Origin of the sequence: Virgibacillus flavescens, from assembly GCF_050574275.1 — a bacterium.
Classification (GTDB): domain Bacteria; phylum Bacillota; class Bacilli; order Bacillales; family Amphibacillaceae; genus Virgibacillus_F; species Virgibacillus_F flavescens.
The window spans coordinates 3,131,445-3,157,980 of sequence record NZ_CP192260.1 but is presented as its reverse complement, the minus strand read 5'-3'; the positions used below and the strand labels follow the sequence as shown (position 1 = coordinate 3,157,980).

Here is a 26,536-nt window from a genome sequence, read left to right as displayed (position 1 = left end):
AAGGAATTAGGCTTTTGATAGTAGACAATCACGACCGTTAGTTTAAGTGTAAAACAATACAATAATACTACCGTTCTGTATTTTCTCTCAACGTTTTTATAAAAGTCTTCCACTCTTCCATTTCTTGAAAAGAAGCAAATCCTTCAAAGCTCAAAAGGTTATCATTAAAAGAGTTTGGCTCTGTTTCTGCGAGGTATTTTATGTTTAGCATAGCTTTGTCGATGTTATTCGATAAACCCCAACACCTGGCAGCCTGCCCATAATATTTTGGTTCCATTTTATTCATTTCTTCGTAATGTAATGCCCAATCACTCCACTGTTCATTATTTAAGTCTGTCACATTTTCAATAGGTGGGTATGGCGTAAAACAACTATATTCCTTTAATTTCTTAAACCCAACTCTTTCAGCAATTGTAATCGAACCAACATTGGTATCAACACAATGCCATCCAATTTCTTTTACCCCCTTATTCATAGATGCATTTACGGTAGCAGCTAAAGTAATAGTACCTAATCCTCTCCTCCTAAAATCCTTGTCTGTGTTAATTCCTATTTCGATTCTATCTCCTACGATACAATCTACTAGGCACCAGCAAACAATTTTATTACCTTTTCTTATATAAACGCCTAAGCAATAGTCATCTACATCGTCCATGTTATTGAAAACAAACCAATCTTTTATTTCTTCGCTATTTTCATATTGCAGTTCATCTAATTTATCTGAATAGACATATTCCAAGGTGTATTGTTCCTCCAGATTTTCTGAGAAATTTTCAAAGAGTAGTTTATCAAACTGGTAATAGCTCCTCCTATATTTCTTTATGGCTACATTACAATGGATTTCATGTATTTTTCTTTCCCATTCTTCAGTATCACAAATAACAGTATCATAGAAATTGAGCTTCTCTTTAATTTCTGCATTGAACAACGGATTGTTTGGGTTACCCGCTACCACATTGGAGATAGGAGTTATTATCAATGTAGATAAAGGATCCGTAACATTATCCACATAAATCTCTCCTGGTACATTTTCTGTAATTACTGCTTCAATAAATAATTCGTGGTTTGTATTCTTAATTAAATTCGATACTTTTCTGTAATCACTATTTTTCAATAGATTAATCAAATGAACATCTCCTTAAAGTTTTTCATGCATTGTTCGTCTCTAAATATTCCACCTTGATTTAAAAAGAGAAGAATAACAACGAAATTAAAAACCTGAACGCATCGTCAATAAAAAAGCCACAGAGTTATAAAATAACCCTGTGGCTCATTGTTTAAAATTTTTCAACAGCCAATGCTCACAATTGCCAAGCTTCATTCATGTTGACATTAGATTCCTAACTTAATCCGCATGAGTGAGAGGCAAAAATTTTAGCTTCCAAGGTTATTTTCTCTAAGATTATCATTGTATCTCTCACTCCCTTCATTAATATTAAGAATATTATATCAATTATTTACATTGAATTCAATACAATACGGTAACTTTCACTTTCATCTTGAAAAGGAGTTTTTTTGGAACGGCAGATAATGACAGTGAAGGAAATTGTATATTGTTCTGGTTACTAATAATAGTTTGGTATAAAATGGAAGTAACAGGAAAGAACGAAGGGTTAAGAATGTAATTTACAGAAGAAAAGATACTACCGCTCTTTGATCAAGCATATGTATCGTATGGTTAATAAAAAGAAAGGCGGACAGTAAAATGTATCTAATTTTATTCACTATAATTTATTGTGTATTAACAAGGGTCTTGGATGTAGACTATGGACCAGCTCTTGGAATTTATATAATAGGTTTAGGGCTTGCCAAAGGATGGCGTACGAAGGAATTAAGAGATGTCTTTAACTTTAGAAGAAATAAATATTTGTATAACAAATTTGGATTGAAAGATTCTTTAACGGAGTATTTGTCTCTATTCTTCGTTTTTTTAAACGCTCTTCTAATCGCTAATTCGTCTTTTACTGCATTTGAATTATTATGGATGTTATTTCTTGTTGGGGCTGTATACCGCTTTATATTTTGGGGTGTAACACAAGCAATCCGGACTGGAAACTAATTTATATAAACATTTCCCCTCGATTACCGATAGAAAAAGATTCTAATGTAAAAACATATGAATTTGTATGTGAGGGATAATTTCTCTGGAAATTGTTATAGAGTAAAAAATAATACGAAAGGGGATTTGTGATGAAGAAATATATACCATTTGCAGTAGTCTGTGTTATTATCATTGGACTTGTAGCTTTCCAAAGTATAAGTGCTGAAGAAGGCAAAGAAACAGTTGAACCGGTTAAAGACAAAACAACAGAAGTTTCATCAAAAGAGGAACCTAATAAAGAAGAACCTAAAACAGCAATAGACAAAGAGACCGAAAAGGAAGAAACAAACGAAGAGGTATTCATATCTGAATATAGTTCGATTAATGACTGGGTACAAAATACCGATAAATTAATTCATTTAGACAAAGAGAAATGGGGTACCAGTCAATACGAGTATGAAGCTAGTTTGGCTTATGTCACTTATGAGTATGCTGAATACTTCCAAGATGATGCAAAGGAACCTGAATTGAAAAAACAAATGAAGATTGTACATGATATTGCAAAAGAGATCGGTGTTTCTGCTATAACATACAAAAACACTGAAAAAGATAAACATAGTGAACGATATGAGAGATTTAAAAAAGAGTTTCAACAATTAAAAGATATGCTATAGATGGCATTTACAGTCCTTCATGAAGGGCTTTAAAGGGGGAGTTCCAATGAGAAAGCTTATTTTCTTACTATTACTGTTAACTTTATTTGGTTGTAATCAAAATAACGAAATTGATGAAACATCGCCAAATTTTGAAGAACAGGGAACTTCCGAACAGAATAATACGAATCCCGATTATCAGAATGTATTTATAGAAGAGGTTAAGGAAACGAGTATTGTTATTGTTCCGCCTGCTACAGATCCGGATGCTAGTTATCCTGCTTATGAAATCTTCGTAGACGAACATACAAAAATTGAAGGAAACAAAGAAAAGTTTGATGAATTAGCAAAAAATGATGATGTGAAAGTATGGGTTAAACAAAAGGGGTCAGAAAAAGAGATAGCAACGAAGATTGTTGTCCTAGATTAAGAGTGCAATTTGTAATTTTTTGTGCTCTTGTCCGAGTCCCTTCTTAAGAAAATGGCTATGATTAATTGTTGATTTAAGCAGGTAATTACATGGTCCATCTTGAAATTATTAATTATGCTAAAACAATATGCTGCATAGGAGGGGATGGAAAATGGATGTAAGGGATCTATTGTTACAGCAATGGGGAAGTTGTTTAGATGAAGAAGACTGGTTTCCGCCACTTGAAAAAGTGCTGGAAGATATCACTTTTGAACAAGCAACTTGGAAATCAGCTGATGTGGAGATGAATTCCATTTGGGAATTAGTTTGTCATTTACTTTTCTTTGAAAAGAGATTTCTAATGCGATTTCAGGGTGAAACAGCGAATGAACCACAGGCAGAAGATAATGATGCTACATTTCGATTACCTGCTGAGACGTTGAAAAATTGGAAGGCAACAAAACAAGAATACTTTCATGTCCATCGTGAACTGGGAAATATACTAGCAAATGCAGAACACGAGGATTTGTATAGAGAGGTTCTGCGAGAAGATAATTCGTTAGTGCTTGAACTGAAGAGTTTAGCAATGCACGATGCATATCATATCGGGCAAATTGTCTTTATAAGTAAAATGCAAGGAGCATGGCCAGCGAAACGGAGCTTTTAGAAAAGCTTCATTAGCTTTACAGTTATGGTGCGCTCTTCCGGAATGAGGGAGAGCGCACCTCTGTGAAGAACGGTATACTACGAGTGAGAGGTACTATCCTCTCAAGAAAATTATAACACTAGCATATTATTTTTCTTTTAACATGGAATACTTCTGATACGCCCTGTAGTAACTGCAGCCAAATAAAACTACCATAAATGCGGGAAGCGACCTCAAGAGAACGAATGGTGTTTCAAATATAATCGCTTTCCAGAACATTGCCCCTTTCATACTCCAAAGACCTTCCGTTAAATATAATCCCGAATCCTTGTAAATCGAATAAGAACAAAACAAACACAGCGCACCCAGCCAAAAGGAGTAATTCATTAATCTTTTATAATAATTACCCTTTGATTGACGGTCCGAGAAAATTTCATTTTGATCATCTTCTTCCTTTTGCCAATACTGTCTTCCACCCAGCCGGTGCCCCTCTATGTGGCTCCAGCCAAAATCTTCATAGATCGCTTTGTATTCCTTGAATTTCTCCTTTGGTAAATAATCTTGATAATCAAGTCGCATCACATATCTTTTGTCCGTTTTTTTGAAAGTGTATATGCCTAATCCATTAATATTTGTACAGTGATTGCCATCTTGTAATTGCTCATTCAGCCAGTTCTCTTCTTTTTCAATATCAAAAAACATGCTAAACAGTTTCATCTGAATCTTCCTTTCCGTACAAAGATAAAATATGCGATAGCCTTTCTTGTTCCATTTTCAAAATGGCGCTTCCTTCCGCAGTTATCATATAAATTTTTCTCCGGCCCGAATTTCCTACAGGTTCAATCCAACCGTGCTTATTCAGGTTCTCAATTGCACCATACAAGGTACCAGCCGCTAAACTAACAGTACCATTACTTAATTCCTCTATTTTCTGCATAACGGCATAGCCATGAAGCGGTTCACGTAACGCCAACAAAATATAATGCATGGTTTCAGACAAAGGTAATAATTTATGTTTCATACTCACACCCTCTATTCATTTCAACTATATAGTTTAACTGTATATTAATATAATACAGTTCAACTGAATAGTCAACAGCATTTTAAATAACAAAGTAAAAAGTTTAATCCAGTAATAGGAAACCGATTTTTTGTTATATTATAAATGTTATACTTATTGTACTTAGTTGAAGTGAATTAGGGATGGTATGATTACACATGACGAAAAAACATACTAAGCTAGGGAAGGTAATTGTTTGGATAGGTTTTCTGTTTTTTATGTCAGGATTTTTTATTGTAACTGATTTGGCGGGAGAAGATACTCCAGAAGCCTTCTATCCTTTTGCTATGCCATCAATCATAATAGGAATAATTCTGCTCATTGCTTCTAATTTCTTTAAAAAGAAAAAATAGTTCCAGCATCGGAGGCATTGATTGGTTATGGTTTTAATTAGGACAAGAATTATACGATTATGTGAAGCAATTTTTCGAAAGCAATAATGTTAATGAATTTCTTTTACATATATAAAGTATTTACCAAAATGGATACAACAGAACGTATATTCGTGTTATAGTTTTCTTGATACTATTTTAGGGGGGATAATTATTAAATTAACAGATATCAACATCAAAGAACGAATGAGACATTATAATGTGCCAGGTTTAAGTATTACATTGCTTGAGAATGGTCAAATTTGCGGATCAGAAAATTACGGTGTATTAGAGGTAGAAAGAGATAAAAAAATTAATGAAAACACTATTTTTAATGCGTGTTCCATTAGCAAATTTTTAACAGGAATGGTTGCTATGAAGCTAATAGATGAAGGTCTTCTTGATTTAGATGAGGATATAAATAAAAGACTTGTATCGTGGAAAGTACCAGAAAATGAGTTTACTAAAAATGAAAGCGTTACATTAAGAAACTTGCTTAGTCATCAATCTGGAATTAAAGATCCTGAAGGTAGTTTTTCTGAACTAAATACAAAAGTAGGAGTTCCTTCGATGGTTGAATTATTAGAGGGTAAAACTCCTTATTGTAAAGATCCTATTAAAGTACTGTACGAACCAGAGAGTGAATTTCACTATTCAGATGCAGGTTTTTGTATTGTTCAGCAACTAATAGAAGATGTTACGGAAAAGCCGTTTTATCAAGTAGGGAATGAACTAATATTTAAACCATTAGGGATGGAAAACAGCCATTTACATACAGCGATGTTAGATATGAATAAAAAGGAGTTTTCTTGTGGTCATAACAAAAACGGTGAAGCGGTAGATGGAAAGTATCCTATATATCCTTACCCAGCCGCTTCTGGATTATGGACAACTTCTATAGATTTAGCTGTTTTAGTTTTTGAGCTAATGAATGCTCTAAAAGGAGAAAGTGAAATTGGTATTTCAGAAAGTTTAGCAAAAGAAATGATAACACCGCAAAAAGATAAGAGTTGGACTGGATTAGGTATGTTTCTTGAAGGCGCCGAAAGAGAATTAGAAATTACATCACTTGGTTGGGGAGTAGGTTTTCAATGTTTGCTGGCAGCATTTCCGCACTCAGAAAAAGGTGCAATTATTATGACGAATGCAGAATTAGGTGTTCATCAAATGGAAGGCGTAATAGGAGAGATATATAGATCGCTTATGAAGCCAAATAGTCGAGAGTCTCTGTAGTATTTATATTTCATGAACATTGCGGACGAATTGAGTCACTTATGCGAAGTTTTAAGCCAGTCATTGCGGAATAAATTACCACCGTCTCCGGAGTAGAGGGCCAGTACAATATATTGAATACTCTACTGTATAATAAAGTTTCATTTCCAGCTAAGGGAATATACCTATTTTGATATATTTTAATAATAAATGACAAAAATGTACGAGTAAAGTAGAAATGACTTCAACAATCTGGCCAGTTTGTTGAGCAAACAGCGTATTATAAATAAATTTTTAAGAAGGGGGTATTAATATGGACTTATCTATCTCAGAACAATTACAATACTCAACTGTTAGAATTGAATGTGAACATTCTGATGGAGATATGAGTACGGGTTCCGGTTATTTCTTTAAGTTTAAAGAAAAAAAAGAGAGTGGCGAACATATCCCAGTAGTTATAACAAATAAACATGTTATTAATGGAGCTGTGAGAGGAAGACTTATCCTCACTAAAATGAATGAGTCAGGAAAGCCTTTAGATACTGAACATTTTAATTTAGCTATCGAGCACTTCGAAACTTATTGGAGAAGACACCCAGAATCAGATGTTGATTTATGTGCAATGCCTATAGCTCCTTTCCTTAATGCTGCAAACTCACGTGAACAAAGAATTTTTTATATTCCCTTAGATAAATCGCTGATACCCTCAGATTCACAACTAGAAGAACTATCTGCATTAGAAGATATAGTTATGGTTGGTTATCCTAATGGAATCTGGGACAGTACAAATAACAAGCCAATTTTTCGTAAAGGTGTAACCGCTACACATCCGTTTTTTGATTATAATGGCAAAAGAGAATTTATGATAGATGCAGCTTGTTTTCCAGGTTCAAGTGGTTCTCCTGTATTTTTGTTAAATGAAGGCGGTTATAGAGATAAAAAAGGGAATACCTATTTGGGGGGAACCCGTATATTCATATTAGGGACCTTATATGCTGGCCCCCAACATACCGCAACAGGAGAAGTAAAAGTAATAAATATTCCTACATCTCAAAAGCCGATAGCTATATCTAGCATTCCAAACAATTTGGGTTTAATAATTAAATCATCGAGAATTAAAGAATTAGAAGATTTGTTTTAAATCTTCACTAAATAATGTTCTAGAATCAGGTTCAATTATGGAATATGAATAAAGTTCATTCTTTTAATCGAACGAGCATTATTGCATCCAATTCTGAACTAGATTTAATGAGATATTATTATATTTTAGTCGTATATAAATACAATAAAAGCAGGATCAACACTATTTGTGGAGGTGAAGAAATGAAGGTGAATTTATCGGCTACAGGTTTTTGGAAGGTTAATAATATAGGAGAAAAATATACAGGAGACTTATACTTAAACGAAGATGAAGGTGGCATAATATTATATATTCGTATACCTAATAATGGTCCTATAAGGAGTTATTTAGAACTTCCACTTGAAATTTCTTTTATTACTGGTAATACAATTAGTGGTGCTGAAATTACTCTTGTTAATTGCTCAAGAGCAAGTACTATTAGCAGAGTAGGATCGGAAGAAGTATTTGGCTATAAAGCTCAATTCATGTTTAATGGTGTAAGTTTTGATGAAGAGAAAGATATCAAATTTTCTAAAATGACATTAAACATCCCTGGGATAATCCAATGGGGTGATATTTCTAACTATGTAAGACCTGCATTGCAAAAAAACAGAAGATTCACTTATAGGTTTGAATATTATAGAACCAGTGGAAATATACTCAAATGAAATTTACAATGTATCTTATTATTTAACTTTTAATGATCCATTTTATCTCATGAGAGAAGAGATTATGCTAAAGCAGAAGCCACATCTTATAATTGAAGCACAATCCACTAAAACGATAGAGTGGTTTATGAATATAGCTAACCAGATGAAAAGACTTATAGAGATAGCAATAGGTAGTTCTTTAAACTATGGCTCGATGACAGTTGAGACTCCCGGGGTTTATTATGAACTTGAAAATGGTGAGAAACATATTCGACCATTAGAAGTTTTTCACTCCAGTAAACATGCTGTAAATATCACAGGTAACACTAAGCAATTGATAAAACACGATTATCTATTTAACCTTAGCGAATTAAGAGAAGCGAATTTCTCACAATGGCAACATATGGCAACTATGATGGAACCTATAATAGAACTTTATATTGACAGTCTATACAATCAGAATTTGTCAATTAGCAGACATTTTTTAAACATGGTACAGGCTTTAGAAACCTATCATTCTCGAAGGATTGCTTATTCTCTCGATGATTATAAAAATAGAGTTGAAAAATTATTAGAAATAAGACCTAAAGCCTTCTGGAAAAAAGATAAAGAATTATTGTTGGGTGGATGCAGAAATTTTGTTATATTAAAAAGTCGTCTAGCCGATTTATTAATTGCTGACTATAAATTCATTTTTTACACTGGGCCCTTCAGATTAGTCGAATTCCCTAATTTAATTTCTCAAACTAGGAATTACTACACACACTATAATCTAGAACGAGAAGATAAAGCTCTTAGAGGGGAAGATTTAATAACCGCCTTCCATATCCTACGTAATATCCTTGAATTCTATTTACTTAAAGAATTAGGGTTTAAAGAAGACTTTATCCATGAAAGAACAAGAGAAAGAATAAAACCAATTATAATTAGTAACGATATTAGAAGAGATGATAAGAGGAAAAACAATCAATAACCTAAAACAAAATTTCTAACTTCGGCACAGTTAAATTTAATTCCATTATTGGGTACCTATCTGGAATAAGAAATGGCATCCTATCTTGTGGGGTTTCTAGTAAGGCTAATTTGGGGATATCCGTCAATTTAACATTAATAAAGATGTTCGATTAAGGGCGGATAAAACAAACTAATTGAGGTGTTTTATATGTGGAAAGTTGTTAAAGGTTATGATGATTACCTTGTAAATGAAAAGGGGGAGGTAAAACACGCTAAAACTGATAAAGTTGTGAAACAGAAAACTATTAAAAGTGGTTATAACAAAGTTCGATTGAAATTTAGTTTCAGATACAAGGAAGAATATGTTTGTATGATTGTGTATAATTCCTTTACGAATAAGGGAGTTTGGTTTCCGGAGCATTTAAAACATATTGATAGTAACTTGTCTAATGATAGATTTACTAACTTAAAATATGTTGGATGGGGTTCGAAAGAAACGGTTGTGAATATAGATTTTGTACAAGAAAGTGAAGAGTGGAAGCAAATAAAAATCTATCCTAATTATTTTGTGAGTAAATTAGGAGAAATTTTTAGTCCAAAAACAAATAAAGTTATAAAACAAGGTATTAATACAGGTGGTTATAGAACTGTTAACATATCTGTTGATGGAAACGGAACGCGCTTATTAGTTCATAGATTAGTTGCAGAAGCCTTTATCTCTAATCCCGAAAATAAGCCAGTTGTTAATCATATTGATTGCAATAGGAGTAATGCAAGCGTTGATAACTTGGAATGGGTAACACACCGTGAAAACTCTATTCACATGGTTAATAGTTATAATAGTCCCGGCCAAACTATAACTGAACTGTTGGATAAGGAAGGCAATTTTATAGACTCTTTTCCTTCTAATTCACGGTGTGTAAGTTATATAAAACAATTGGCACAAGTGAAGAAGTACGTAGAAGAAAATGAAACAGGAGGATATCCTTTTGAGTTTGAAAAAGATACAAAGGGTAACTATAATTTTGGGATCATTAAACTCACAATATTATTGTAAACGGAGGTACAGGTTTAGCGGGTGTTGTTTTTTTAGTGTCTGGGTCATGCGTAATTTCTATAAAAAACTATAAAAGGGTCTTTGTTCAAGAAAAGGGCACGATTGTGGAAGAACAAAAACCTAATTCCCCCAAGAGAAAAAGGAATTAGGTTTATTTGTTACTTGGAACTGTACTATCCTTTGGCAGGTTATTACTTTGTCCTTCACAAACCTAAAAATTGGCTCTCTACCTCGCACCTAGTGGCTTTATTGTCCGCAATACTCATTTCAATCTTATAGTTAACTAAGACATTGAAGAACTATTTAAAATCATTTATTGTTCGACGAACGGGTGCACCTATGTAAGAAGGATTATACCTGAAATCGATATTTAAGCGAAAGAATCTATCAGAAACGATCTAAACTAAAAAATACGAGGTAAATAGAAATGGAAAATAATAAATCCCGAGAGTTTTTAAAATTAGCAAAGAAATTAAATGAAGTGGAAATCACACCATTGCTGATGGGGTCTGTTGTTTTGGAGATTGTAACAGATAGTAATTGGGATGCCCAAGATTTAGATATCCATGTACCTGGTGACGAGAGAGGATGGGAAGTACCTGCTGAAAAGTCCATTTTTGATTGGGATCGTATTGTGGGGATTATGTAGTCGCTTGATTATCGTTTGATAGATTTACATGAACATGAATTTTTAAAAGATGGTTTATCAGTAAAGTTTGGCATTATGGATACGTTACCATCTTTTGCAGGAATATCGCTTGAGGATTTAGAAATACATAAAAAGGAAGATGTTCCATTTTACTTGATAACACCGAAGCAATATTTACGTGTATATGAGGCTTCGTATAAAGACAGTTACCGTACTGAAAACAATAATCATAAGGACTTGCGTAAAATCGAGTATTTAAAAACGAAGGCATGAAGTTCGCTTGGATAATATTATGGATTTTAAAAAGAAATAAACAAGAATAGAAGTATACAGGTAAATAGAATAGTAGCGTCTGTTCAATAATTGTATCGCAGAATCCGATTATTTAACGGAGAAAGGAGAAACATGAAGTTCATAAACATAATTTTTTACATACTAGTTGCACTAATACTTTGGTTTGTTCTCAGTTTTATTGGAATATCCATATCACCCAGTTTTTTAGTTTTCTTAACATTGATTGAATGGGTTACAAAGTTTGTGCTCCCCTGGATCATATTAATTTTGTTAATAAAACTTGTTAAAAGGCGTTAAACCCTAAGTATATATGTGGGTAGTCAAAACATCTTCCATTATATCGGAGCGTTAGTTTAATAAAATGTAAGTGTCTTTATAAAATCGTGGAGCAGTGAGGAGGAGTATTTTATGAAAAGAATTATAATTGGCGGATTTATAATGTTAGGTGGATTGTCAATTACCTTAACAATTATTTTATCCGGAAGTATATATGCTACCCAAATTACGTCATGGTCAGGAAAATCCAAATTATGGCATGCCATTTTTGGGGCGGAACAGTATGGAGATGAAGTCGTTCAGTCATTATTTTTAGGGTTTCCGTTCGTATTAGGCGTGATTTTATCACTTTTGGGTCTAATTATCTTAGGTATGGAATACTACAAAACTTTTCAAAAGCATGGTGAGCATTAGCTCTGGCCAAAAAATCTGAATCCGTTCACTTGCGGGAAGGTGTGAGTTTTGTATTCGTCATTTTAGTAGTAATCAGTCATCTGTTTCCAGTTATTTCGCTTGGGGATGTGGGGGTTATATTGTTCTTGTTGTACGCATACAATAAAGAAGCTTTATCGAGATAGAAGTGAATAGGAGGGAATGTACATGAATTTAAGACCTTTAGAAAAAAGTCAAATTAGGAATGATGAGATAAGGCTTGTGACCGCAGCGTTGTATGAGGCAAAGGTAAAGGATGATGAAATTCTGCGCGTTTTGATGAAGGAATGTAATATCGATCGCGAGCGAGCAATAAATGCATTCCAAAATGAGAAGTTTCTTATGTCTCCTTGTAAAAAATTGTATCACTATTTAATTTTGGAAAAGGGTTTTAACGACCATGATGCGGATGTGTTTGTTCGTGGAAGAGCGAGGTCTAAACTAGCAGAGAATACTGAATTAAGTACACTCCCCCCAGCTAAATTGTTCGACGTTATTAATAAGGCAGATAAATAGTTATCGTCTCTATGTGATTAAACATTGAAAGAACAGAGAGGAAGCTTAAAGGTTGTTTTTACTATCCGTTAATAAAGAATCTTCGCCGAGATAGAAATTCTGCAGAAAAGTATTCATTATTCCATTAGTGATTGGAATTATGGATGCTTTTTTGATTGCAGCTAAACGTCAATTGTTCGGGTGAATGTTTAAGATGAACACATCAGATAAAAAATGATTCAGTATAGATATTTTTTACTTTATAATTGCACTGATACTTTTTTTTGTTCTCAGATTTAATGGGATATCCACTTCACGAGGATTTTTTTCTAGACACTCGTTAAATGGGTCACAAAGTTTGTTCTTCCTTGGATCATATTAATTATTTATTGATTTAATTAAATAAAGCGTTTTCTTATTACATTATCCACTTTCTTGATATACTTAAAATTCCAAAAAGTATAGAGATAGGGGAAAAGAATGGAAAACACTATAGAGAATACTATATCAACTGAGCAATTATTTGGAACAATTGAGAAGAACCTTGCGATTATTTATTTCGATAAAAACCGAAAAGTTTCCTATGTTAATAAAATTTTCGCTCGTTCTATGGGCTATCAAAATGAAGAGTCGCTTATTGGGATCCATCATAGTAAATTCTGTTTTAAAGAATTTACGGAGAGCCACAAATATGATGAGTTTTGGAATAGTCTTCTAAACGGGAAAAGTTTTCAAGATAAAATTTTAAGAAAAGATGCGAGTGGTAACGAAGTCTGGCTGGAAGCGAGTTACATGCCAGTACGAGAAAATAATAGAGTCAAAGGAGTACTTAAGGTTGCGACTGATGTTACAGAACGTCAGAAACATATAACCAATGTAGTGAACAAGCTGCTTCAAATGTCCTCTGACTTAAACGATAGAGCTGAAGAAGGTTTGACTAACCAACAGATTTTACAAGATAAAATTGATAAAGTTACCGAGGTATCAAAAGGAAATACAGAAATACTAGTAGGACTGAAAAACCAGACACAAAGTATACAGGGTGTTGTTCAAACCATTAAAGACATCGCTTCTCAAACAAATATGCTGTCGTTTAATGCTGCAATCGAAGCGGCGAGAGCAGGAGAGCACGGCAGAGGATTCGATGTGATAGCGAAGGAAGTCAGGAAGTTATCTAACCAGGTAGAGGAGTCTATCGGAGAAGTAAGGCAAAACGTTGAAAACATAACGAAAGAAATACAGAACATTACGGAAGGGACTCTCGAGGTCCAGGCAGATGTAAGTGCTGCAGTAGAGCAAATTAGACTGGCTAGCGAAGGATATAAGGAAGTAGTAACGGCTGGTGAGACACTTAAAGATGAAGCGAATAACTTAAGTAATATTATATAGATAGCTGGAAAAAATTTAGAAAGTACCCTAACGAGTAGAAACTTTAAAGTCTGCTGTTTAGGGTACTTTCTGCTTTTGGAAGTATCGACAATTATAAGGATGACTGATAACTAATTAAGAACTTAAAACATCTATTATTCACCGAAATATGCTAAAATTAAGAAAATGAATATATTGATGTCTATGATGACAATATCTGATTCTGACGTCGATTTTTCCGTTTGCTGATTGTTGTCTTACTAGCTACAAAAAAATTTAAGTAATCGAGGAGAGATGAAAATGATTTTTTTATGTATGGGCTACTACAATCCTGAAAAAATGGATGCCCGCCCAAAGGCAGAAATTGATGCCGTTATGCGTGATTGCCAGCCAGTCGTTGAAAATTTTTATGAAAGCGCTAACGTGCTGCTTGATGCGGGTCTTGAGTCAGAGATCAAAAGCTTACGCCGTGAGAACGGTAAGGTAACCGTAACGGATGGTCCTTCTACAGAATCGAAAGAGCAGATCGGCAGTGTATTCATTTTTGAAGCAGCGGATATGGATGAAGCGATCCAACTAGCATCGCTGCATCCGACAACTCAAATCAGCAAAGGGGAGGAGTTTGGCTGGCGTATCGAAATCCGTCCTGTTGATTACTTTAAAAATGAAAAGTGAAAAATTAGGTAGGGAATACTAGATTATTCTGAAACTATTTTGTTTGATCTAACGTATTTTTGTAGTGGCTCTAATTCAAGTATAAAAAAGACTATCATTAAAAATAATAACGGCCAATTAGAATGGATACAAGGAATAGGGAGAGCAAGCTTTTTCTCTGCACAAGAATCCCCTGTTATTACTGTAAAAGTATCAACAGATAGTGGTATGGAAGGGGTCACACAAATGAACGTGTTTGGTGAACCTACAAAAAAAGTAACTTACTATAAGGAATTTAACGATAACTACACACAAGAAGTTACGTTCTGGGTTGCTGTTACGGAGGATCCTCCTAGTGGCCGGAATGATATAGAATACATTAAATATAAATAATTAACCAAAAAAACGAAGGAGATGATTTTATGACAATGGGTGTTCGTTTAGTTCAGGACGTTCTTGAAAACTACAAAAGATCCGTTTATGAAAGAGATGTTGAAAAATTCCTATCCACCTATGCTGCTGATGTACATATTTATGATTGCTGGGGAAGCTGGGAGTGCATGGGCGTTTCTCCATGGCGAGAAAGTGTGACAGCGTGGTTTAATGGTTTGCGTGAAGACGAAAATGTGGTGAAAGTAGATTTTACTGATGTAACGATTGAGGAAAGTACGGATGTTGCATTTGTTCATTGTGCTGTTACGTTCGCTGGACACAGTGAAACATCTGGAGAGAAACTGCAGCAAATGACCAATCGTTTTACATTTTGCTTAAAAAAAGTTGATGATTCTTGGCTTATTACGCATGAGCATTCATCATTGCCGATTGATATGGGAACAGGAAAAGGTATGTTTGATTTGAAATAATAGCGGTGATATTTGATGAGATTTAATGACGTTTTTCTCTCGAAAAACCTTATTTTATCGGTTATTTGTTTCACTTTATGATTTTGTGGTATACTATTAGTAGAATTTCATAACATATTAAAAACCGCCCCATGCTGATACATGGGACGGTTCCAATAGACCAACCCCATCAAGAGGGGCTGGCACAGTTAAGATGATAATCCCTCACTGTCTCGCTAAAGCACATGAGGGGTTATTTTTTGTTTTTATCAGACATGATAAAGGCAATTAACATGCCGAATGAAATCATCAGCGTAAGTGCACTTTCCAAATCCATAAGCAACACCTCCTACTTAGGAAGTTTTCCTAGAAGGTAAAAGGTGTGCCATAACCCCTCATGAGAAGCCAGTCTATTGTAAACTGATTATAACATAATTCGAATTATTCAGCCTGATAAAGTCATGTCGAATACCAAGTTTTCTAATAAGTAACTATTCATCAAAATGACTCTTGGCTCCTAACGCACGAACATTCATCATTGCCGATCGATATGGGAACTGGGAAAGGTTTGTTTGATCTGAAATAATAGCTGTAAAGGTAGTAACGGAAAAGTAAATAACATGATTTTCGATATACTATCTCTATTTTAATCCACAATTCTTGAATTAAAAAGACTCGGCATTCGCTTCTTTTTTCATAGCGAATGCCGAGTTTTTCTAAAATCCAGTTATATTCCTTACTTAATGTAAAGAATCCTCAAAACAAAATTCCCATTCTTTTTATCAATTGCGAGATTCAACTTATCACGCTCAAAAAATTTTTATCTAACTCGTTTAAAAAAATATCGATCTTGAGACGAAATTTATCGATCTTTACCTCGATTCCTAGCTAATCGTTCGTATGTAAAATCTTTTAAATAAAATGAACACTTATACTAACGTAAACGTCCTATGATAGACAGAGAAAAAAGGAGGTTGGCATGAAGATGGATCTAGACAAAGAAAATGAACTAATTCAATCAGCAAAACATGGTGATGAAAAAGCATTTTCTATCCTATATCAGCATTACTATCCTTTCTTATATAAATATTTATTGAAACTGACCTTACAAGAAGAAGTAAGTAAAGATCTTGCTCAAGATACGATGTTAAAATGTTATAACCATTTACATGCCTTTAGAGGAGATAGTAAATTTTCTTCTTGGATGATCTCCATCGCCTCCAGATTGTATATGGATTCAATGCGCAGGAAGAAACGGGAAAAAAAGTGGTGTAAACAAGTGAAAGCGACTTTGTCCAGACAATTAGAATGGGTGGCTCAATCTAAAGGGATCGAATGGAGTGATTACTTTCTGGATTTTAACACACTTGAACCTGACGTACGAATCCCTATTTTACTCCGGCATTATTACGGATACACGTATGAAGAAATTGGCACAATGCTCGGCGTAAAAGCAGGAACGATAAAATCTAGAGTACATAATGGATTGAAGCTAATACGAAAGGAGTGGAACGAAGATGGACAATCACAAAGAAGAGAGTGATACGTTGAAGGTGCTGAAAGCGGACTGGGAAAGTATGGATGCTATTGCTGGAAATCCCCAGATGAATCAGCATGACATTCAAGAGCAGCTTCAGTTAGATAAACGTAATCGAAAAAGAGCATTTCGAAAGGAGTTATCTCTGTTTATTTTGACAGCCCTTATGATCTTAGGACTTTTCGTTACCACGATTTTGAATAGTTTGGAAACGATTCTGTACATCCAAGTGTGTACAGCGCTCGTTGGTCCTGTTATTTACGTTTTCCTTATCAAGCGTGAAGGGGAGATATGGAAATGACCGATCAACAAATACTCATACTCATTCTTTTCTCGCCAATCCTGTTAACGCAAAGCATTCTTCTATTTGTTAATGCCAAAAAACGAAATAGCTATGCCTGGTTTTGGGGAATTTGGGGATTAATTCAATTTCCACTTCCTACTATTTTTTATTGGTTTTTTGTGATAAGACGTCATCGTAAACGAAATGGAAAGGATTGATTTGATGGAAGCATTAATGCAACTTAACTGGGCGATTATTGCACCAATAATCGTGTTACAACTTATCTTAATGGCTGCTGCTATCACGAGTTGTGTGCGGCAAGAGGCAACAAACGGACCGAAGTGGCTTTGGATTTTAGTTATCATTTTTATAAATATTTTAGGTCCTATTCTTTACTTTGTCGTTGGACGAAAAAATGATTAAGGAGAATGCTTGATGCTTTTGCAGGTAAACGAACTTGAAAAGAAGTATAAAAACCATTCCGCTGTAAAAAAGATCTCATTTCAAATAGAGAAAGGTCAATGTATTGCTTTACTCGGTCCTAATGGTGCTGGTAAAACAACAACGCTTCAGATGTTAGCCGGTCTTCTTACACCTTCAAGCGGTTCTATTCAGTTTCATCAAATTGAAAAGAAAGATTACAGGTCGAAAATCGGTTTCTTACCGCAGCATCCTTCGTTTTTTAATTGGATGTCACCGGTTCAATTTTTACAGTTTGCGGGCGAACTATCACATATTCCTAAACAACAACTTAAGGAGAAAATCGATGAAGTATTACAGTTTGTCAGCTTATCGGATGTCAAAAAGAAACGAATTGGCGGTTTTTCAGGAGGAATGAAGCAGCGTTTAGGATTAGCACAAGCATTAGTAAACGATCCTGAACTGCTTATATTAGATGAACCGGTCTCTGCATTAGACCCCGCAGGCAGAAGGGATGTCCTATCATTACTAACAAAATTAAAGGAAAAGACGACGATTCTTTTCTCAACGCACGTGCTGCATGATGCTGAGCAGGTTTGTGATAAAGTCATCATGCTAAAAGATGGAGAAATTAAATGGGATAATACGCTAGAAGAATTAAGAAATGCCTTTACTATTTCTGCTGTAAAAGTTCACACAGAGGAACCTATAGAAGATAAGCTTTCTGAACTTCCCCATGTTGAAAAAATGAATGTCCTTACAGATACGAGCATCATCCTATACGTTCGTGATGTAAATCGCAATTCGAATGAACTGTTGGCAGCAATCATGGAACATGGCCTAACAATTAAACGATTTGAAAAACTTCAGGACTCTTTAGAAGATGCCTATATGAAGGTGATGGAACAATGAGGAATTTTTATGTACTATGGAAAAAAGAAATGATCGAGAGCGGCAAAAATGGAAAGTGGATCTGGCTGCCGATTGTCTTTATGATTATAGGTATTACCCAGCCCATTACAAGCTACTACATGCCAGTAATTATTGAGCAAGCTGGTAATCTACCAGAAGGGGCAATTATTAAACTTCCAACTCCAACTGGAGCCGAAGTATTGGCAAGTACGCTATCGCAATATGGGACAATTGGGACGCTGCTCTTCGTCTTAGCAACGATGGGGGTCATTTCTAATGAAAAGTCGAATGGCGCAGTAACGCTAGTAATGGTACGACCGGTTTCCGCGTTACAATACGTTTCAAGTAAATGGTTTGGCCAATTAATCATTGCAATCCTATCCTTGTTTGCTAGCTATTTGCTAACTTGGTATTATACCAATTTATTGTTTACATCGGTAGATTGGTTACTGGTTCTGCAAAGTTTCCTCATTTATGGTCTGTGGGTTGCCCTCATTGTTTCTTTTACCATTTGGATGGGGACAATTTTTAAAGGGAATGGAGCAATTGCGGGGATCAGCATTTCTTTTTTAGGAGTATTAGCACTTCTAACTAATTTACTGCCAAAGTTTATGACATGGAGCCCAGCAAACTTAAGCGAACACGCAACAACACTATTAATGGATCAACCATCACAAGATCATTTATTCGTAACGATATTGTCTACAATCTTCTTGTGTATCATCTTCTTTGTTTTAGCCGTAGGCAGTTTTAAACGAACGGAACAATATTAAGACCGATGTAAATGTTTAGACAGATATTAATTCCAGCCTAAGCCTTGCCCACCTATTATAGGAGGGATTTCATCATGTGATATCCATAAATCAACAGTTTTTCAATAAAAAATTAAAATAGTTGCCACCTTTTTACCCCCTACTTTCGATTATAGAGATAGAACGTGTTATTACCCGATACAATCTGGTAACTTTCACTTCATCTTGAAAGAAGGGGGTTATTTTTATGGAACGGCAGACAATGACAGTGAAGGAGATTGCGGCTTATCTTGGAGTTCATACGGACACCATTTATGCGATGGTGAAATCGAAACAGATTCCGCATCTGAAAATGGGCACACGTATTTTGTTTACAAAGGAATCTATTCATCTATGGATTCAGGATCAGGAGTACACCAGCCTACGTATCTAGTGATACGTGGGTTTGTTGTGCTTTTTTTACATTACATAGTTAATGAGAGGGAAATGATGATGAATTATATTAAGGAACTGAATGGGTTTAAGAACTGGGTAGAGGTGAATGAGCTTTCGGCGAATGCGATTCTTTTATGGCATACATTAATGATTGTGAATAATAGTGCGGGATGGAAACGAATGTTTAATGCACCAAATGCACTTGTTGGAAATTTATCTGGTTTGTCTGTGCAGCGAATCAATGAGGCGAGAAAGCAGCTGATGAAACATGGGCTGATTCGATGTGAAATTGGAAAGAAGGGGAAGGCGCCAATTTACGAGATGCTGCCTTTTTGTCAGAAAACGGAACCATTATCGGAATCATTTCCGGAACAATATTCGGAACCATTTCAGGAGCAATCCCGGAACATACCTAAACAGAAACTAAAACAAGAAAGCAGAGAAGAAGAGACGCGGGACGAACCGATTGTATCGATTTATGAAGCAAACATAGGCAAACTTAGTCCACTGGCTAAGCAGGAATTCCTGGAGTGGTGCAATAAGCTTGGGGATGACGTGATGGTTGAGGCAATCAAGCTTGAAACGAAACATAATGGGCGGACGTTTCGCTATTTGGAGAGAATTTTACAGGAATGGGAGGCTGCCGATGTTGATTCCATTGCGGCAGTTGAGGAGTACCAGGAGAAGAAACGGGTCATGCGGGATAATACGGTTCCTTTTCGAAAGCAGCATGCGGCGGGGAAGAAGTCGGTCTTTGATGAAATGCGGGAGGAGGCAGGGCTATTATGAATAAACAAGAGGCAATTCAGGTGCTTGAGACGATTGGTGATATTTATCCGAAATTCGAGGTGTCCAAAAAGAAGGCGCATATGCTGGTGCCACAGCTGATGCAGATGGATTATGCGCTCGTGATGGAGAAACTGTCTGTGTATGTTGGGACCCATCCCTTTGCGCCGACACTTGCTGATATTGCAGCCTATCCGCCAGTGAGTAACAGTCATCTGGAAAATATCGATAAGTGGCGGGCTGAAGCGGCTACCGTATCAAGCGAAGTGAAGCAGGCTTTTCACAAGCAGCTGACGAAATTGTTAAAGGAGAAGAGCCATGAACGGATTAGCTAATTTCGAGGCAGAGGTATCGGTGTTAGGGTCGGTATTATTGGAAGGATCGCTGTTTAACGAATTGGAGCTGCAGGCAGAACATTTTTACCATGCGGAACATCAGGTGATTTTTCGCGCGATGAAGCAAGTTGCAGAAGCGGACGGGAAGATCGATATCGTTTCTGTTGTGACGCAGTTGGGTGATGCTATTACAGAGGTCGGTGGATCCAGCCGGTTACTTGCAATGGCGGAATCTGTGCCAAGTCTTGCGAGTTTGAAGCATTACGAACGGCTGGTTTTCGACGCCTATCGCAACCGGATGGCGAGGACGAGTGCGCTATCGTATGTGGACAATCCTACCGATGAGGCGCTGGACCTGCTGATAAACCAGCTGACAAAATACCGTGAACAAGGCGCGTGGAAGCAGGAAAAAACGACGTATGATTATCTGCTCGAGATCACCGATGAAATGTGTTTCCCGACAGAGGAACAATCTGGGTTCGTCACTTCTTTACATGACCTGGACGATATGACAGGTGGACTGCAGCGAGGCGAATTGATTATTGTGGCAGCGCGTCCATCTGTTGGGAAGACTGCATTTGCGCTGAATCTGGCAGCTGGCCATTCGAGAAATGGTGGATCATCGTTGATTTTCAGTTTAGAGATGGGCACCAAGCAGCTCCTGCAGCGCATGATCTCGGCAGAAGGATACATAAACAGCCAGAAATGGCGCAACATGATTTTCTCGGAAAAGGATTATGAGCACGCGTTACAGGCAATTGGTGCGATTTCCACCTGGAACCTGCAGCTGTATGATAACGTTCGGACTGCAGGCCAAATCAGGTCCACCGTTCGACAGGCAGTTCGTCAAAATCCAGACGCGCGACACGCTGTATTTATTGACTACTTACAGCTCATGACACCGTCCAGTAAACACGAGCGCCGGGACTTGGAAATCGGAGAAATAACCCGCGAGCTGAAGCTGCTTGCGGTCGAGCTGAATATTCCGATCGTGCTGCTGTCGCAGTTATCACGGGGAGTGGAGACACGTGCCAATAAGCGGCCGCTCATGTCTGATCTGAGAGAGTCGGGAAACATTGAGCAGGACGCGGATGTTATATCCTTTTTGTACCGGGACGATTATTACAGCCAGGAAAGCCGAAAGCCGATTGAAATTATTTTGGCGAAGCAGCGGAATGGTCCGACTGGGACTGTGAGGCTGGATTTTGATAAGGCGGTTGGGCGGTTTGGGGAGTTGGAGGGGTGAAAGCCTTGATACTAAGTGCAAGTGATTAGGAAGTTAACATAATAGACTTTAAATAAATTGTATCAAGCATGAATCGAGTTTTGATAAGAGATATTGCCTTATTTTGTAAATAAAGTTAGAATAGAGATATGTTGAAAAATTAGAATACTGTGATAAATTTGCAGAAATCTTTGAAACTGAATTTTTGGAATTAGGATTTACTTTAGGTCATGCGCCAGTCGTTTAAGTAGAAGTCTCAATTAATAAATAAAATATTCTTGTTTAAGAAGTAATCATTTTATAAAAGCATTTAAAGGAAAACTTTAATCAAAGGAGAGCTAGATAGATGGGAGCAGAATTGGTTTATACTTACATAAATGATATTGCAAAAAGGTTACATGATCCTAAAAGATATGGATCTACTTCTGTTATGGTAGGGGCGGGATTTTCTAAAAATGCATTAAGTTTAGCAGAAAATACGTTTTCACCAAACTGGGAAGAGCTCGCAAAAAAGATGTATGAATCTCTGTATCCATGTCCTTATAAAAAGGATCTAAGAGAAAAATGGGAAAAAGTTTTGGTGAAAAAAACATCGGGGAAAAACGTTTTAAAGTTGGCTGAAGAGTATAAAGTAGCTTTTGGTAGGAATAAACTAGATAAATTTATTGAAGACAGTATAGCAGATGATAAATTTATTCCTGGTGATTTACATGTTAAGTTACTAGATTTAAATTGGAACGATGTTTTTACTACTAACTATGATACTTTACTAGAAAGATCAATAGATAATATTTCGGTCCGAAAAAATTATAAAATTTTAACTTCACAAAATGATCTTCCAGGAAGTACCCATCCACGAATAATTAAACTACATGGTAGTATTCAAAACGCAAAGCCTTATATCATATGTGAGGAAGATTACAGAACCTATCCGGTGAAATATGCTCCATTAGTAAATACTGTACAGCAATCTATGCTTGAAACACAGCTTTGCTTACTTGGCTTCTCAGGGGACGATCCCAATTTTCTTAATTGGTTAGGTTGGTTACGAGACAATATGGGGGAAAATTGTCCGCAAATCTATTTGTGTGGAATTTTTAGTGAGATGAGTGAATTTGAAAGAAAGATGTTGGAAAGTCAGAATATAACTGTTGTAAATTTAGAATCTCTTATAGAAAATAACTCAAATAATCAACATTATGATGCGATTAATAGATTTTTAGAATCTCTGAATGATTTTGGCAAAAAACGAAATATCTACAAAGAAATTCCATTCAGACATGACGCATTGCGAGAAATAGATAAAAAAATTATTATAATGAAATGCTTAAGTATACACGCCAAGTAAATAACGAGGTATCTAAACATCTAGTTTTGCCAGTAAATGATATAGGTGACTTTCATAAACAAATGTATAGACATTTTGAGTATGTACTAAGACAGGAAACTAGCCAAAATAAGCTTATTTTGGTTAGTAATATAGCAGTTTTGTTAAGAAAGTGTTATATGCCATTAATAGATGATGATGCTAAGAAGATTAAAGAGTTATTAAAAAACTATCCTCTTGAGAACCTGCCAAAAGATACTGAGACAAATAATTTTAAGACAAAATGGTTTGAATTGGTTCTTTATCTAGCAGAAATGTATCGAATAGATAGTAACTTTGACCAATATCATGAAGTGATTAAATTGCTTGAGTCAAACATTAATTATATGGATAAACAAAAAAAAGCTGAACACTTTATTGAGGGATGTAAGTATAATATTACAGAATTTAATTATACAAAGGCGTTAGAGTGTGTAAAGAAGATTGAAGAAGATATTTCTTTTGAAATACAGATAAAAAAGGCATGTTTATTAAGCCAGCTGCGAATGATTGATGATGCATTAAGGATACTGAAAAAGTGTTCTGCTGCTGTAGCACAAAAATCTTATTCAGAGGATAAAACAGCTGCAATGATGAGTTATATAAACCTCTGTGCAAGGTCTCTAAACATATATGGAAGTAGCTTAAATGACTTTTCGGATCAAGAATTTACAGATAATATATATAATGTGAGAAAAATTTTAAATGATAATAAGGAGAAGTTAACTAATAGCTTATTTGCAGCAGAACACAAAAAAAGAGGGGAGTTCCAGGCATTCCATCCAAATACTTACACTTATACTTATGGTACAACACCAACTGAAGTAACTGATGTCTTCACTAATGCCTTCCGTTATCTCCTTATTCAAGATAATTTATGTCTTCCTATATTTAGTGATCATAGACAACTCATAGCGAAAGCATGTACAGAGATAATTTCAACTAGTGAAAATCCTCTCTGGAAATGGTCTTATATTATTAGAACCGATGATGAAAAAATAATTAAGATGTTTTTTACTAAAGAAAGAATTGTAACAGCTAGTAATGAATGGACTCTAAGATTATTTGACCAACTAATATTGTTGTTAGAAGTTCTTCAACAAAAGGGTTATAGTTCTAGGTTCAAGCAGATAGTATCCCAAAAAGTAATCTTTGTTGTTTTACCTAGATTATGTAGCGTATTAGATGATAATAGGATTATAAGATTCCTGGATAAAATTTATGAAAATATACCAATAGTAGAGGATATAAATAAAAATGATATTAGTAGTGCCTTATATGGAATATCCTATTATTTTAATTCAAATATCTTAAGAAATTATATTAATAAGGTTTTAAAGCAATCTTCGCAAAATGATATTCATTTAGCAAGGTTTTTTCAGAATATTAAGGGTTACGGTTTGAAGGAGCAAATTTCGTCTGAGTCAATTTTGAAGTCAATAGATGAAGTGAAAAGTAATGACATTAATGTGCGTGATAATGGTTTAAGCAAGATTTTTTTGTTGAATGAAAATAATCTACTACTAGAATATCATGAGCAAGTTTCTGAAGCAGTTTGGGGACAAGTCAATAAGTTCGATATTCCAAAGTCAAAAATTTTCTTAGTTACATCGTGGGAGAGATTACCTCATCAATTAGAAGTGTCTTTTAATAAAATGTATATTTCCTATTTAAAGAACCCTAAATTTCCCCGATGTGTGGACGGGGGAATAATACATGGGTACGGTAATGTAGAAAATGTTATTCTATCCTACAAAAGTAGTTTTTATGCGTTATCCTGCTTTGGAGATAAGAAAAGCACTAAAATTGATTGGAATAATGGTTTAATCAATACAATATTAGAATACCTTTTTGATTATTTGGAAAATGAAAAGAGGTTAATCCTTAATCATAAGGATGATATTTTTGGACAAGGACAACAAGCTCAGAAATATTTTTCAGAATTGAGCGAGTTAGTAGCTTACATTATTTCTCAGGCTGCTATTTCTGAGTGTTTTGATCAGTCAGCTCAGTCTCTGGTAAGCAAAATTAAAGGTATATTTAATGAAACAGAAACATCAATATTAAGTATTAGTATTATAGAGAAACTTATTATTGATAATTGGAAAGACATCTATAAAGATATTATAAAGCAAATTATGTCAGGTTCTTTGGATTCTACATCACAAGCTTTTACTGCTCTAGATATTTTAGTTGTATATAAAGATTTCAAAAATAACGATATTGAGATAGAAGATGAACTACTAAATTTTATTAAGTCATTAAAGTATATGAACGTAAAAAATAGTCGTTTAATTCTTTTACATCTGTCACCAATAATTACTAGAGAAATGTTCTTAACTTCTCAATTTAAAGATGATATCAGTTCATCATTACAAGAATGCTTAGATATCTATGAAATAGCAATCACAGACATAAATAAAGACTATTTAGATGCATTATTTAATTTGTCTAAATTGGCAAATCGATATTATGATGAGTTGTTAAATCATCAAATTCAGATTCCTGAAGCGATGAATCAATTGATTGATAAGCTGAGAAAGTTTCCACTTAATGAAGTTAAAAACATGTGGGAGTGAAACTATTTCTTTAATTAAAATCAAAATTGTTTTATAGAAGTTGAGCACCCAAAATCAGAGTCGCGTCCTTTCTTATGCTCTGGGAAAATCGGGGAACCTAAAGACCTGGAAAGCATGTTATGTTTAGTGAGTTTTTAAAGAACTACACTTAGAAATAATAAAATTTTACTTTGATAAAATTTTTAAACAAATGAATGCATAAACGATATTAAAGATGATTGCTAAAATTTAAATTTAGTTAAGAATTATTCACTTAGTTCTCATTACTCTGTTGAGATGACTTATCACTTAACGAGTTTATGATCAAAGAATGGCTTTGTATTAACGTAGTAATATTCTTGAAAGAGTATCCTTACATTTTGAACAACAAGGTTAAATTATAAAGGAAACAAAAAAAGGGCTGATCAGGCCACTTTTTTTGTTTCTGACACTTGCCTATCCCTTCGTTTATATACCAAGGATATGATGATAAAGGCAGTTATCATTGTACACACAATTCCAAAGGTCTCAGGATTGCTTTCAACAATTACTTTATGTACTGTAATAAAGATTGTCTGTCCGTAAACACCTATAAAGAAAATGAGGTACTCCAGTAAGAAGTTTAAAGTCACTGTAAATTTCCAATTTTTCATTATTAAAATTCCTCCTAAAAGTATTAACCGGGCAATACTAATATTTTCGTAACAGTATATACCCAGCATTTTAGGTGGAATAAAATAAATG

At 35.0% G+C, this 26,536-nt stretch carries 34 protein-coding genes; 30 read left to right on the top strand and 4 right to left on the bottom strand.

The annotated features are described in order from the left end of the window. Positions 1 to 67: 67 nt before the first annotated feature. Positions 68 to 1,126: a GNAT family N-acetyltransferase gene (locus VBD025_RS15815; RefSeq protein WP_430787199.1), complete on the bottom strand. Its 1,059-nt coding sequence runs from the start codon at positions 1,124 to 1,126 to the stop codon at positions 68 to 70. Between the two features lie 579 nt (positions 1,127 to 1,705). On the opposite strand from VBD025_RS15815, the gene VBD025_RS15810 reads away from it, so the two are divergent. From VBD025_RS15810 to VBD025_RS15795, 4 genes are all read left to right on the top strand, one after another. After that, positions 1,706 to 2,059: a hypothetical protein gene (locus tag VBD025_RS15810; protein WP_430787197.1), complete on the top strand. Its 354-nt coding sequence runs from the start codon at positions 1,706 to 1,708 to the stop codon at positions 2,057 to 2,059. A 131-nt stretch (positions 2,060 to 2,190) separates the two neighbouring features. Then, entirely contained in the window at positions 2,191 to 2,715 is a 525-nt protein-coding gene (locus tag VBD025_RS15805) for a hypothetical protein (RefSeq protein ID WP_430787195.1), read from the top strand. Between the two features lie 46 nt (positions 2,716 to 2,761). Next, the gene (locus VBD025_RS15800) at positions 2,762 to 3,124 is read left to right on the top strand and encodes a hypothetical protein (protein ID WP_430787193.1); all 363 of its coding nucleotides are present in this window, start codon (positions 2,762 to 2,764) and stop codon (positions 3,122 to 3,124) included. Positions 3,125 to 3,275: 151 nt separating this feature from the next. Next, entirely contained in the window at positions 3,276 to 3,770 is a 495-nt protein-coding gene (locus VBD025_RS15795) for a DinB family protein (RefSeq protein WP_430787191.1), read from the top strand. Between the two features lie 126 nt (positions 3,771 to 3,896). Here the strand turns inward: VBD025_RS15795 and VBD025_RS15790 are convergent, their stop codons facing one another. Further along, positions 3,897 to 4,466 (bottom strand): DUF2812 domain-containing protein, encoded by a 570-nt coding sequence (locus tag VBD025_RS15790; protein ID WP_430787189.1) that lies wholly within the window; start codon positions 4,464 to 4,466, stop codon positions 3,897 to 3,899. Next, positions 4,453 to 4,770, bottom strand: coding sequence for a PadR family transcriptional regulator (locus VBD025_RS15785; protein ID WP_430787187.1), 318 nt, complete (start codon positions 4,768 to 4,770; stop codon positions 4,453 to 4,455). Before VBD025_RS15785 ends, VBD025_RS15790 begins: the two co-directional genes overlap by 14 nt. A gap of 197 nt (positions 4,771 to 4,967) precedes the next feature. Between VBD025_RS15785 and VBD025_RS15780 the strand changes: the two genes are divergently transcribed. The 26 genes from VBD025_RS15780 (at position 4,968) to VBD025_RS15655 (ending at position 25,813) form a co-directional block, all read left to right on the top strand. Beyond that, on the top strand, positions 4,968 to 5,162 hold the full coding sequence (locus VBD025_RS15780; protein WP_430787185.1) for a hypothetical protein: 195 nt from the start codon (positions 4,968 to 4,970) through the stop codon (positions 5,160 to 5,162). A 192-nt stretch (positions 5,163 to 5,354) separates the two neighbouring features. Continuing rightward, complete coding sequence (locus VBD025_RS15775) at positions 5,355 to 6,413, top strand: serine hydrolase domain-containing protein (RefSeq protein WP_430791454.1); 1,059 nt, start codon at positions 5,355 to 5,357, stop codon at positions 6,411 to 6,413. Between the two features lie 292 nt (positions 6,414 to 6,705). After that, entirely contained in the window at positions 6,706 to 7,533 is an 828-nt protein-coding gene (locus VBD025_RS15770; protein WP_430787183.1) for a S1 family peptidase, read from the top strand. 182 nt (positions 7,534 to 7,715) lie between these two features. Then, a complete protein-coding gene (locus VBD025_RS15765; protein ID WP_430787181.1) occupies positions 7,716 to 8,180 on the top strand; it encodes a hypothetical protein in 465 nt (154 codons plus the stop codon). Beyond that, a complete protein-coding gene (locus VBD025_RS15760; protein WP_430787179.1) occupies positions 8,161 to 9,135 on the top strand; it encodes a HEPN domain-containing protein in 975 nt (324 codons plus the stop codon). Before VBD025_RS15765 ends, VBD025_RS15760 begins: the two co-directional genes overlap by 20 nt. A 189-nt stretch (positions 9,136 to 9,324) precedes the next feature. Beyond that, positions 9,325 to 10,173 carry an HNH endonuclease signature motif containing protein gene (locus VBD025_RS15755; protein WP_430787177.1) on the top strand — a complete coding sequence of 283 codons (849 nt, stop codon included), beginning with the start codon at positions 9,325 to 9,327 and terminating at the stop codon, positions 10,171 to 10,173. A gap of 427 nt (positions 10,174 to 10,600) precedes the next feature. Beyond that, on the top strand, positions 10,601 to 10,822 hold the full coding sequence (locus VBD025_RS15750; RefSeq protein ID WP_430787175.1) for a hypothetical protein: 222 nt from the start codon (positions 10,601 to 10,603) through the stop codon (positions 10,820 to 10,822). A gap of 15 nt (positions 10,823 to 10,837) precedes the next feature. Then, a complete protein-coding gene (locus VBD025_RS15745) occupies positions 10,838 to 11,095 on the top strand; it encodes a hypothetical protein (RefSeq protein ID WP_430787173.1) in 258 nt (85 codons plus the stop codon). A 429-nt stretch (positions 11,096 to 11,524) separates the two neighbouring features. Then, positions 11,525 to 11,806, top strand: coding sequence for a hypothetical protein (locus VBD025_RS15740; RefSeq protein WP_430787171.1), 282 nt, complete (start codon positions 11,525 to 11,527; stop codon positions 11,804 to 11,806). A 186-nt stretch (positions 11,807 to 11,992) separates the two neighbouring features. After that, positions 11,993 to 12,340, top strand: coding sequence for a hypothetical protein (locus VBD025_RS15735; RefSeq protein ID WP_430787169.1), 348 nt, complete (start codon positions 11,993 to 11,995; stop codon positions 12,338 to 12,340). 459 nt (positions 12,341 to 12,799) lie between these two features. After that, positions 12,800 to 13,708, top strand: coding sequence for a methyl-accepting chemotaxis protein (locus VBD025_RS15730; protein ID WP_430787167.1), 909 nt, complete (start codon positions 12,800 to 12,802; stop codon positions 13,706 to 13,708). A 279-nt stretch (positions 13,709 to 13,987) separates the two neighbouring features. Continuing rightward, entirely contained in the window at positions 13,988 to 14,362 is a 375-nt protein-coding gene (locus VBD025_RS15725) for a YciI family protein (RefSeq protein ID WP_430787165.1), read from the top strand. Between the two features lie 39 nt (positions 14,363 to 14,401). Further along, on the top strand, positions 14,402 to 14,734 hold the full coding sequence (locus tag VBD025_RS15720) for a hypothetical protein (RefSeq protein ID WP_430787163.1): 333 nt from the start codon (positions 14,402 to 14,404) through the stop codon (positions 14,732 to 14,734). 29 nt (positions 14,735 to 14,763) lie between these two features. Then, entirely contained in the window at positions 14,764 to 15,204 is a 441-nt protein-coding gene (locus VBD025_RS15715) for a YybH family protein (protein WP_430787161.1), read from the top strand. A gap of 964 nt (positions 15,205 to 16,168) precedes the next feature. After that, positions 16,169 to 16,726, top strand: a complete 558-nt coding sequence (gene sigY / locus VBD025_RS15710; protein WP_430791452.1) for an RNA polymerase sigma factor SigY — start codon at positions 16,169 to 16,171, stop codon at positions 16,724 to 16,726. Next, positions 16,701 to 17,021 (top strand): YxlC family protein, encoded by a 321-nt coding sequence (locus VBD025_RS15705; RefSeq protein WP_430787159.1) that lies wholly within the window; start codon positions 16,701 to 16,703, stop codon positions 17,019 to 17,021. Before sigY ends, VBD025_RS15705 begins: the two co-directional genes overlap by 26 nt. Beyond that, positions 17,018 to 17,221, top strand: a complete 204-nt coding sequence (locus VBD025_RS15700; protein WP_430787157.1) for a transcriptional regulator — start codon at positions 17,018 to 17,020, stop codon at positions 17,219 to 17,221. Before VBD025_RS15705 ends, VBD025_RS15700 begins: the two co-directional genes overlap by 4 nt. Continuing rightward, the gene (locus VBD025_RS15695; RefSeq protein WP_430787155.1) at positions 17,208 to 17,426 is read left to right on the top strand and encodes a PLD nuclease N-terminal domain-containing protein; all 219 of its coding nucleotides are present in this window, start codon (positions 17,208 to 17,210) and stop codon (positions 17,424 to 17,426) included. Before VBD025_RS15700 ends, VBD025_RS15695 begins: the two co-directional genes overlap by 14 nt. Before the next feature lie 12 nt (positions 17,427 to 17,438). Further along, positions 17,439 to 18,335 carry an ATP-binding cassette domain-containing protein gene (locus VBD025_RS15690; RefSeq protein WP_430787153.1) on the top strand — a complete coding sequence of 299 codons (897 nt, stop codon included), beginning with the start codon at positions 17,439 to 17,441 and terminating at the stop codon, positions 18,333 to 18,335. Continuing rightward, entirely contained in the window at positions 18,332 to 19,108 is a 777-nt protein-coding gene (locus VBD025_RS15685) for an ABC transporter permease (RefSeq protein ID WP_430787151.1), read from the top strand. The genes VBD025_RS15690 and VBD025_RS15685 overlap by 4 nt, the downstream gene beginning before the upstream one ends. A 226-nt stretch (positions 19,109 to 19,334) precedes the next feature. Then, the gene (locus tag VBD025_RS15680) at positions 19,335 to 19,520 is read left to right on the top strand and encodes a helix-turn-helix domain-containing protein (RefSeq protein WP_430787149.1); all 186 of its coding nucleotides are present in this window, start codon (positions 19,335 to 19,337) and stop codon (positions 19,518 to 19,520) included. A 53-nt stretch (positions 19,521 to 19,573) separates the two neighbouring features. Beyond that, positions 19,574 to 20,311, top strand: coding sequence for a DnaD domain-containing protein (locus VBD025_RS15675; RefSeq protein ID WP_430787147.1), 738 nt, complete (start codon positions 19,574 to 19,576; stop codon positions 20,309 to 20,311). After that, positions 20,308 to 20,643, top strand: coding sequence for a hypothetical protein (locus VBD025_RS15670; RefSeq protein WP_430787145.1), 336 nt, complete (start codon positions 20,308 to 20,310; stop codon positions 20,641 to 20,643). Before VBD025_RS15675 ends, VBD025_RS15670 begins: the two co-directional genes overlap by 4 nt. After that, the gene (locus VBD025_RS15665) at positions 20,627 to 21,889 is read left to right on the top strand and encodes a replicative DNA helicase (protein WP_430787142.1); all 1,263 of its coding nucleotides are present in this window, start codon (positions 20,627 to 20,629) and stop codon (positions 21,887 to 21,889) included. Before VBD025_RS15670 ends, VBD025_RS15665 begins: the two co-directional genes overlap by 17 nt. A 325-nt stretch (positions 21,890 to 22,214) precedes the next feature. Then, complete coding sequence (locus VBD025_RS15660; protein WP_430787140.1) at positions 22,215 to 23,216, top strand: SIR2 family NAD-dependent protein deacylase; 1,002 nt, start codon at positions 22,215 to 22,217, stop codon at positions 23,214 to 23,216. A 26-nt stretch (positions 23,217 to 23,242) separates the two neighbouring features. Next, on the top strand, positions 23,243 to 25,813 hold the full coding sequence (locus tag VBD025_RS15655) for a hypothetical protein (protein WP_430787138.1): 2,571 nt from the start codon (positions 23,243 to 23,245) through the stop codon (positions 25,811 to 25,813). Between the two features lie 404 nt (positions 25,814 to 26,217). Here the strand turns inward: VBD025_RS15655 and VBD025_RS15650 are convergent, their stop codons facing one another. Then, the gene (locus VBD025_RS15650) at positions 26,218 to 26,445 is read right to left on the bottom strand and encodes a hypothetical protein (RefSeq protein ID WP_430787136.1); all 228 of its coding nucleotides are present in this window, start codon (positions 26,443 to 26,445) and stop codon (positions 26,218 to 26,220) included. Between the last annotated feature and the right edge of the window lie 91 nt (positions 26,446 to 26,536).

Coding starts and splice junctions, on each gene's coding strand:
- VBD025_RS15810 (WP_430787197.1), top strand. CDS start 1,706: ATGTATCTAATTTTATTCACTATAATTTATTGTGTATTAACAAGGGTC.
- VBD025_RS15805 (WP_430787195.1), top strand. CDS start 2,191: ATGAAGAAATATATACCATTTGCAGTAGTCTGTGTTATTATCATTGGA.
- VBD025_RS15800 (WP_430787193.1), top strand. CDS start 2,762: ATGAGAAAGCTTATTTTCTTACTATTACTGTTAACTTTATTTGGTTGT.
- VBD025_RS15795 (WP_430787191.1), top strand. CDS start 3,276: ATGGATGTAAGGGATCTATTGTTACAGCAATGGGGAAGTTGTTTAGAT.
- VBD025_RS15790 (WP_430787189.1), bottom strand. CDS start 4,466: ATGAAACTGTTTAGCATGTTTTTTGATATTGAAAAAGAAGAGAACTGG.
- VBD025_RS15785 (WP_430787187.1), bottom strand. CDS start 4,770: ATGAAACATAAATTATTACCTTTGTCTGAAACCATGCATTATATTTTG.
- VBD025_RS15780 (WP_430787185.1), top strand. CDS start 4,968: ATGACGAAAAAACATACTAAGCTAGGGAAGGTAATTGTTTGGATAGGT.
- VBD025_RS15770 (WP_430787183.1), top strand. CDS start 6,706: ATGGACTTATCTATCTCAGAACAATTACAATACTCAACTGTTAGAATT.
- VBD025_RS15765 (WP_430787181.1), top strand. CDS start 7,716: ATGAAGGTGAATTTATCGGCTACAGGTTTTTGGAAGGTTAATAATATA.
- VBD025_RS15755 (WP_430787177.1), top strand. CDS start 9,325: ATGTGGAAAGTTGTTAAAGGTTATGATGATTACCTTGTAAATGAAAAG.
- VBD025_RS15750 (WP_430787175.1), top strand. CDS start 10,601: ATGGAAAATAATAAATCCCGAGAGTTTTTAAAATTAGCAAAGAAATTA.
- VBD025_RS15740 (WP_430787171.1), top strand. CDS start 11,525: ATGAAAAGAATTATAATTGGCGGATTTATAATGTTAGGTGGATTGTCA.
- VBD025_RS15735 (WP_430787169.1), top strand. CDS start 11,993: ATGAATTTAAGACCTTTAGAAAAAAGTCAAATTAGGAATGATGAGATA.
- VBD025_RS15730 (WP_430787167.1), top strand. CDS start 12,800: ATGGAAAACACTATAGAGAATACTATATCAACTGAGCAATTATTTGGA.
- VBD025_RS15725 (WP_430787165.1), top strand. CDS start 13,988: ATGATTTTTTTATGTATGGGCTACTACAATCCTGAAAAAATGGATGCC.
- VBD025_RS15715 (WP_430787161.1), top strand. CDS start 14,764: ATGACAATGGGTGTTCGTTTAGTTCAGGACGTTCTTGAAAACTACAAA.
- sigY (WP_430791452.1), top strand. CDS start 16,169: ATGGATCTAGACAAAGAAAATGAACTAATTCAATCAGCAAAACATGGT.
- VBD025_RS15705 (WP_430787159.1), top strand. CDS start 16,701: ATGGACAATCACAAAGAAGAGAGTGATACGTTGAAGGTGCTGAAAGCG.
- VBD025_RS15700 (WP_430787157.1), top strand. CDS start 17,018: ATGACCGATCAACAAATACTCATACTCATTCTTTTCTCGCCAATCCTG.
- VBD025_RS15695 (WP_430787155.1), top strand. CDS start 17,208: ATGGAAAGGATTGATTTGATGGAAGCATTAATGCAACTTAACTGGGCG.
- VBD025_RS15690 (WP_430787153.1), top strand. CDS start 17,439: ATGCTTTTGCAGGTAAACGAACTTGAAAAGAAGTATAAAAACCATTCC.
- VBD025_RS15685 (WP_430787151.1), top strand. CDS start 18,332: ATGAGGAATTTTTATGTACTATGGAAAAAAGAAATGATCGAGAGCGGC.
- VBD025_RS15680 (WP_430787149.1), top strand. CDS start 19,335: ATGGAACGGCAGACAATGACAGTGAAGGAGATTGCGGCTTATCTTGGA.
- VBD025_RS15675 (WP_430787147.1), top strand. CDS start 19,574: ATGATGATGAATTATATTAAGGAACTGAATGGGTTTAAGAACTGGGTA.
- VBD025_RS15670 (WP_430787145.1), top strand. CDS start 20,308: ATGAATAAACAAGAGGCAATTCAGGTGCTTGAGACGATTGGTGATATT.
- VBD025_RS15665 (WP_430787142.1), top strand. CDS start 20,627: ATGAACGGATTAGCTAATTTCGAGGCAGAGGTATCGGTGTTAGGGTCG.
- VBD025_RS15660 (WP_430787140.1), top strand. CDS start 22,215: ATGGGAGCAGAATTGGTTTATACTTACATAAATGATATTGCAAAAAGG.
- VBD025_RS15650 (WP_430787136.1), bottom strand. CDS start 26,445: ATGAAAAATTGGAAATTTACAGTGACTTTAAACTTCTTACTGGAGTAC.